Origin of the sequence: Kitasatospora sp. NPDC059973 (assembly GCF_042737525.1) — a bacterium.
Classification (GTDB): domain Bacteria; phylum Actinomycetota; class Actinomycetes; order Streptomycetales; family Streptomycetaceae; genus Kitasatospora.
This window is the reverse complement of the sequence record NZ_JBHWUI010000267.1, coordinates 1-6985: the sequence shown is the minus strand read 5'-3', so window position 1 is coordinate 6985 and position 6985 is coordinate 1. Positions and strand designations below refer to the sequence as shown.

Annotated in this window: 5 protein-coding genes; 1 reads left to right on the top strand and 4 read right to left on the bottom strand. The window is 75.6% G+C overall.

Features of this window, described 5'->3' with window-relative positions:
- On the bottom strand, positions 1 to 326 hold a 326-nt coding region (locus ACFWA9_RS37265), incomplete at its 3' end, for an ATP-binding cassette domain-containing protein (protein WP_380393669.1).
- A 142-nt stretch (positions 327 to 468) separates the two neighbouring features.
- On the bottom strand, positions 469 to 1140 hold the full coding sequence (locus ACFWA9_RS37260) for a DUF4097 family beta strand repeat-containing protein (protein ID WP_380393667.1): 672 nt from the start codon (positions 1138 to 1140) through the stop codon (positions 469 to 471).
- A 244-nt stretch (positions 1141 to 1384) separates the two neighbouring features.
- Here ACFWA9_RS37260 and ACFWA9_RS37255 point away from each other — a divergent pair, with 244 nt between their 5' ends.
- Positions 1385 to 2134, top strand: a complete 750-nt coding sequence (locus tag ACFWA9_RS37255) for a helix-turn-helix domain-containing protein (protein WP_380393664.1) — start codon at positions 1385 to 1387, stop codon at positions 2132 to 2134.
- A gap of 27 nt (positions 2135 to 2161) precedes the next feature.
- Here ACFWA9_RS37255 and ACFWA9_RS37250 read toward each other — a convergent pair whose 3' ends face one another.
- On the bottom strand, positions 2162 to 5485 hold the full coding sequence (locus ACFWA9_RS37250) for an error-prone DNA polymerase (RefSeq protein ID WP_380393661.1): 3324 nt from the start codon (positions 5483 to 5485) through the stop codon (positions 2162 to 2164).
- Between the two features lie 210 nt (positions 5486 to 5695).
- A partial coding sequence (locus ACFWA9_RS37245; protein WP_380393659.1) for a DNA polymerase Y family protein occupies positions 5696 to 6985 on the bottom strand: 1290 nt, incomplete at its 5' end.

The window sequence follows — 6985 nt, the reverse complement described above, 5'->3', positions numbered from 1 at the left end:
GACAGGTGGTGCAGGTCGGCCATCAGGAGCATGTTCTCCTCGCCGGTGATCAGGCCGTCGACGGCGGAGAACTGCCCGGTGACACCGATCGCGGCGCGCACCGCCTGCGGCGCGGTGGCGATGTCGTGGCCCGCCACCCGGGCCTGTCCGCCGTCGGCGCCGATCAGGGTGGAGAGGATCTTGACGACGGTGGTCTTGCCGGCCCCGTTCGGGCCGAGCAGGGAGAACACCGTTCCTTCGGGGACGGCGAGGTCGATCCCGGCGAGGACGCTCTTGTCGCCGTAGGACTTGCGCAGCCCGTTCGCCGCGATGGCCAGGTCGGTCATGAGAGGTGCTCCTTCAGAGGCTGCGAACAGTGGTGCGGGGGCTGTGAGCGGTTCGGAGGCTGCGGGCGGTGCGGAGGCTGTGAGCGGTTCGGAGGCTGCGGGCGGTGCGGGGGCTGTGAGCGGTTCGGAGGCTGCGGGCGGTTCAGAGGCTGCGGGCGGTGATGTCGCCGTAGGAGGTGGTGGCGCGGATGGTGAGTGCGGCGTCGGTGCCGGTGGTGTTCTGGAGGGTGTTGTGGATCCGGCCGTGGGCGGTGCCGGCGTCGAGGGTGGCGGAGACGCCGCGGGCGGCGCCGATCTCGATGGCGCCGGCGTCGGTACGCAGGTCGAGGGTGCCGCCGGTGGCCTCGGTGATCCGCAGGTCGCCCTTGCGGGTGCTGAGCTGCGCGGAGCCGCCCAGCCGGCCGACGGTGATGTCGCCCGCGAGGAGGGTGAGGTGGGCGTTCGCGGTCTCGTCGAGCTTGACCGAGCCCTGGGCGCCGTCGAGGGTGACGTCGCCCAGGCGTCCGACGCCCCGCAGGTCGGCGGCGGCCGTCTTCGCCTGGATCCGGGAGCCGGCGGGGAGCTGGACGGTGACCTCGACGGCGCCGGACTGGCCGAGGAGGCGGTGGGCGGCCGGGGCGGCGGCGATCCGCAGGACGCCGTCGGTGTACTCGACCGTGATCCGCTCGGCGGCCTTCACGTCGGCGCCCTTGGCGGCGTTCGCGGGGAGGACCTCGACGGTGGTGTCGCTGCGGTCGGCGGCGATCAGCCGGACGCTGCCGGCGGGGATGTCGAGGACGGCGGTGATCGGGGTGGTGGTGGCGAACTTCTGCATCGTTCTTCTCCTTCTGCGGCGGCGGGCACTCGGTCGGCCCGTCGTTTCCGATGAGGGAAAAGCTACGTTGCATTCACGATGCTGGCAACACACTCGTTGCGTCAGAATCCCATCTCTGCAGGTAGTTGCGGTGATTTCATTGCAATGGTTTCGCGCCTAATGCAACGAGCCGCTATCCATTCGTTGCAATGGATTGAGAGTGAACGCTATGCTCGGCGCACTACCCACCCCGAAGGAGACCGCGATGCCCGGAGGCAGGCTCACCCAGCAGGAACGCCAGCAGATCGCGCTCGGGCTGGCCGACGGCCTCCCCTACGCCGAGATCGCCAGGCGGCTCGACCGCCCCACCTCGACGATCACGCGCGAGGTGATGCGCAACGGCGGCCCCACCGGCTACCGCGCCGACCTGGCCCAGCGCGCCACCGGGCACCGCGCCCGCCGCCGGCAGGCGGCGCCCCGGGACCCCGCCGCCGTCCCGCAGGAGCACGGCCGCGACGCCGACGCGGTGCGCGCGTACGAGGAGGTGTTCACCACCGCGATGCTGCAGTCGGGCATGCCCCAGATGATGGCCCGGGTGATGGCCTGCCTCTGCCTCACCGACTCGGGCAGCCTCACCGCGTCCGAACTCGTCCAGCGCCTCCAGGTCAGCCCGGCCTCCGTCTCCAAGGCGATCACGTTCCTCGACGCCCAGGGCTTCATCCGCCGGGAGCGGGACGAGCGCCGCCGGGAGCGCTACCTCGTCGACAACGACATCTGGTACCAGTCGATGATCGCCAGCGCCCGCTCCACCGCCCAGATCGCCGAGACCGCACGCCAGGGCGTCGGCGTGCTCGACGCCGGCACGCCGGCCGGCGCCCGCCTCGAAAACATCGCCCGCTTCCTCGACTTCGTCTCCGAGAGCATCGCCCGGTCCGCCGAGCAGGCCCGCGAGATCCTGCACCCGCAGCCCGCGGCGGCACCGGACGGCGCCACCGGGCAGGTGTCGGACGGCTGACCGGCCAGCCGTCACCGGCGCCCCGGGTCAGGCGCCCAGGCGCAGCGGGGTGAGCCGGGTGGCGACCAGGTTGGTGGCCCCGCGGTCCCGTTCGACGTGACCGTGCACCAGCAGGCCGGCCCGGTCCAGGGCGGTGCGGCGCTGGGACTCCCAGACCGGGCGGCTGCAGATCACGTTGATCAGGCCGGTCTCGTCCTCCAGGCTGAGGAACAGCACACCGCCCGCCGTCGGCGGCCGCTGGCGGTGCGTCACCAGTCCGCCGACCACCACCGCCGAGCCGGGTTCCACCCCCGGCAGCTGGGCGGCGGTCAGTGCGCCGCCGCGCTCCAGGTGCGCGCGCAGGTGCTGGACGGGGTGGCTGGTGGCGGAGGCCCCGGTGGCCCAGAGGTCGGCGATGGTCTCCTCCACCGGGGTCATCTCGGGCAGCGGCGGGGCCTCGGTGCCGGGCGTGGTGCCGGGGATCAGCGCCGTCGACACTCCGGCGAACGCCCCGGCGGCCCAGAGCGCCTGACGCCGGCCCAGCCCGAAGCAGCCGAACGCGCCCGCCGCGGCGAGGGCCTCCAGGACCGGCGCGGGCAGGCCCGTGCGCCGCGCGAAGTCCTCCAGGTCGGCGTACGGCTGTCCGGCCGCGATCGCCTCGGCCTGCGGGGTGCCGACCCCGCGCACGGTGTCCAGCCCGAGCCGGATGGCCGCCTGCGGTTTGCCGGCGGTGAGCGGCGGCTCCGGGGTCGGCCCCCGGTACGGCTCCAGGGTCGGCCGGGCCCCGCTGGCGTTGACGTCCACCCCGCGCACCCGTACGCCGTGCCGCCGGGCGTCCGAGATCAGGCTGAGCGGCGCGTAGAAGCCCATCGGCTGGTTGGCCAGCAGCGCACAGGTGAAGGCGGCCGGGTAGTGGTACTTGAGCCAGGCGCTCGCGTACACCAGGTGGGCGAAGCTGATCGCGTGGCTCTCCGGGAAGCCGTAGTGGGAGAAGGCCTCGATCTTGACGTAGACGTCCTCGGCGGTCTCCGGCGGGATGCCGCGTTCGGCCATGCCGCCCAGCAGCCGCTCGCGCAGCCGGGCGACCCGCTCGTGCGAGCGCTTGGAGCCCATCGCCTGGCGCAGCCGGTCCGCCTCGGCGGGGGTGAACCCGGCGCAGTCGATGGCCAGTTGCATCATCTGCTCCTGGAACAGCGGCACCCCGAGGGTCTTGCCGAGCGCGTTCTCCATCAACGGGTGCGGGCAGCCGGCCGGTTCGACCCCGGCCCGGCGGCGCAGGTACGGATGGACCGAGCCGCCCTGGATCGGGCCCGGGCGGATCAGCGCCACCTCGACCACCAGGTCGTAGAAGTGGTCCGGCTTGAGCCGCGGCAGGGTCGCCATCTGGGCGCGCGACTCGACCTGGAAGACACCGACCGTGTCGGCCCGGCGCAGCATCGCGTACACGCCCGCGTCGTCGACCGGGATGGTCGCCAGGTCGTAGTGCGTGCCGTGGTGTTCGGCGATCAGGTCGCAGGTGTCGTGCAGGGCGGAGAGCATGCCGAGGCCCAGCAGGTCGATCTTGACCAGTCCGGCACCGGCCGTGGAGTCCTTGTCCCACTGCAGCACCGACCGCCCCGGCATCCGGGCCCACTCGGTCGGGCAGATCTCGGCGATCGGCTCCCTGGTGAGCACCATGCCGCCCGAGTGGATGCCCAGGTGGCGCGGCAGGCCGTGCAGTTGACCGGCCAGGGCGAGCACGTCGGCGGGGATGACGGCGTCCGGGCCGGGCGCGGAGCGGAAGTCGCTCTGCCGGCTGAAGGCGTCCACCTGCCCCTGCGGGTAGCCGAGCACCCGGGCCGCGTCGCGCAGCGCCAGCCGGGGCCGGTAGGTGATCACGTTGGCGACCTGGGCGGCGTGCTCGCGCCCGTAGCGGCGGTAGACGTACTGGATGACCTCCTCGCGGCGGCGGTGCTCGATGTCCAGGTCGATGTCGGGCGGGCCGTCCCGGGCGACGGAGAGAAAGCGTTCGAACAGCAGCCGGTAGTGGATCGGGTCGACGGCGGTGATGCCGAGCGCGTAGCAGACCGCCGAGTTGGCCGCCGACCCCCGGCCCTGGCACCAGATGGACTCCCGGCGGCAGAAGTCGACGATGTCGTGGACGATCAGGAAGTACCCGGCCAGCTCCAGGTCCTCGATGACGTCCAGTTCCTTGCCGAGCTGCCGGCGGGCGGCCGCGTTCCCGGGCCCGAAGCGGGCCGGGCCGCCGGCGGCGACCAGCGCGCGCAGATGGCTGATCTCGGTGTGGCCGGGCGGGACGGGGAAGCCGGGCAGCTCCGGGTCGAGCCGGGTGAAGTCGAACGCGCAGGCCCGGGCCAGGTCGACGGTGGCCTGCCGCACCCCCGGGAAGCGGGCCAGCCGGGCCGCCATCTCGCGGCCGGAGCGCAGGTGCGCGGTGCCGGCCGCCTGCGTCCAGCCCGCCGCGTCCTGGAGCGTCCGGCGCTCGTGCAGGGCGGCCAGGCTCTGGGCCAGCCGGCCCTGGGCCGGGCCCGCGTGGTGCGCGTTGGTGGAGGCGACGACGGGGAGGCCGAGCCGGGCCGCCAGCGCGGCGAGGGCGTCGTTGCGCAGGTCGTCGCCGGGCAGCCACTGATCGATCAGCTCGACGTGGACGTTCTCGCGGCCGAACGCCTCGGTGAGGGTGCGCAGCCGGCGCTCGGCCCCGTCGACGCCCCGGGAGGTGTCCGCGCGGGCCCCGCCCCCGGCGGCTCCGACGGCCAGGGCGGATCCGGCGGCTCCGGCGCCGGGAGCGGATGCGGCGGCTCCGGCGGCCAGGGCGGCCGGGACCCGGCCGAGGCGGCAGCCGGTGAGCACCGCCCAGTGGCCGTCGTGCGCGTCGGCGAGCGCGGCGAAGTCGTACGCCGGACGGCCCTTGGCCCCGCCCGCCAGCTGGGCGGCGCCGATCGCCGCGGAGAGCCGGCGGTAGCCGGCCGGGTCGCGGGCCAGGACGAGCAGATGCTCCACCTCCTGGTCGCGGCGCAGCGTCAACTCGGCGCCGAACACCGTGCCGACGCCCGCCTCGCGGGCCGCCTCGGCGAAGCGGACCGCGCCGTAGAGGCCGTCGTGGTCGGTGAGCGCGAGCACCTCGACGCCCAGCCGGGCGGCCTCCGCGACCAGCTCCTCGGGGTCGCTGGCACCGTCGAGGAAGCTGAAGGCCGAGTGGACGTGCAGTTCCGCCCAGGCCGGATCGCCGGTCGGCCCGGCCGGCCCGGGGCCGCGGTCCTCGGCCCGGCGGCGGATCGGCACCACCTGGCCGGCGGCCGGGCCCGGCCGGCCACCGGCCAGGCGTCGGTGCAGCTCGCTCCAGGGGAGCGCGGGGTGGCTGGTGAATCCCATCGGGGGTTGTCGCCTTCGGTCTCTCGCTCGTGTCCTGCCCCCCTGCCGTGCTCCCCGCCGGCCTCTCCTCGCCGGCCCCTCCCTGCCGTGCTCCGTCCCTGCCGCTCCGTCCCTGCCATGCTCCGTCCCTGCCGCTCCCTCCCTGCCGTGCTCCGTCCCTGCCGCTCCATCCCTGCCGCACCGTCCCTGCCGCACCGCCGCCGTGCTCCGTCAGTCGTAACCGGCCTCCAGGAACCACTCGCCGTTCTCCACCGTGAGCAGCAGCGCCCGCCCGTCCGCCACCGTGACCTGGAAGCGTGCCCGGCGGCGGGCGCGCGCCTGGTCCCACCAGTACTCGACCGCCGGCCAGGGTCCGGTCCAGCCGTCGACCACCAGGTCCCGACCGCGCACCGCGATCCGGGCCGGCCGGGCCGACACCCCCGCCCGGCCGTCCACGTTCACCGGCCGCCCGGCCGTGTCCAGCACCGCGACCGGCACCGGGGCGCGGTGCACCACGGCCGGCCAGACGTCCCGCAGCCGCCCCGGCCAGGGCGCGTCGGCCGGCGCCGCCGGGTCGTACGGCTCGCCCCACGGCACCCGGACCACCTGCTCGCCCGGTCCCCGCCCGCCGGCCGGTTCGATCCGGCGCAGCCCGGCGTGCCCGAGCACCGCCTGGACCCGGGCCACCGCCCGCTCCACCCGGTCGTCCGCGACCGCCTGCCCCCAGAGCGCCAGCTGCCGGCCCTGGTCGGGCGAGAGGTCGTCGGGTACGAGCCGCAGGGCGGTGAACCCCGCGTCGTGCGACGGCCCGCCGTCCGGCACGGCGAACGTCCCCGCGCCCTGCCAGGCCTGGAGCTGCCAGCGGACGCGCTCGGCGAGCGCCGCCGCCGACAGCCGGCCCTCGTGCCGCCAGAGCCGCGAGACGGTCCGCCCGTCCGCGCAGGCCACCTCGACGGCGACCCGCTGGCAGGTCAGACCCGCCCCGGCGAGCCGCTGGTGCAACTGCTCGGCCAGGGTGCGGGCGACGAACACCAGCGGTTCGGCGAGCGCCTCCGGCGGGTCGAAGCACTGCTCGACGGAGAGGTCCGGCCCCTCCGTCCGCGGCACCAGCGGGCGCGGCTGCAGCCCCCGGGCCAGCCGGTGGGCGGCCGTGCCCGCCGGGCCGAAGCGGTCCGCGACCGCCTCGGCGGGCAGCGCGGCGAACGCCCCGACGGTGGGCAGGCCGAGCCGGTCCAGCAGCTCCGCCAGCCCCTCGTCGCCGAGCGCGGCCACCGGATAGGGGGCGAGGAACTCCGCCGTCCGGCCGGCCGGCACCAGCACCCCCGCCCGGGCTGCCAGCACGGCGGCGAACAGGCCGTCGGCGACCCCGATCCGGGCCGGCGGCAGCGCGTCCGCCTCCCCGGGGCGCGCCTCGGTGTCCGGCCCGGAATCCGGGCCGGCGGGCGGCTCGGGCGGCCGGGCGAACCCGCCCGGTGCGCCGTCCCGGGCCGCGGGCGCCGCGGCGAACAGGCCGTCCACCGC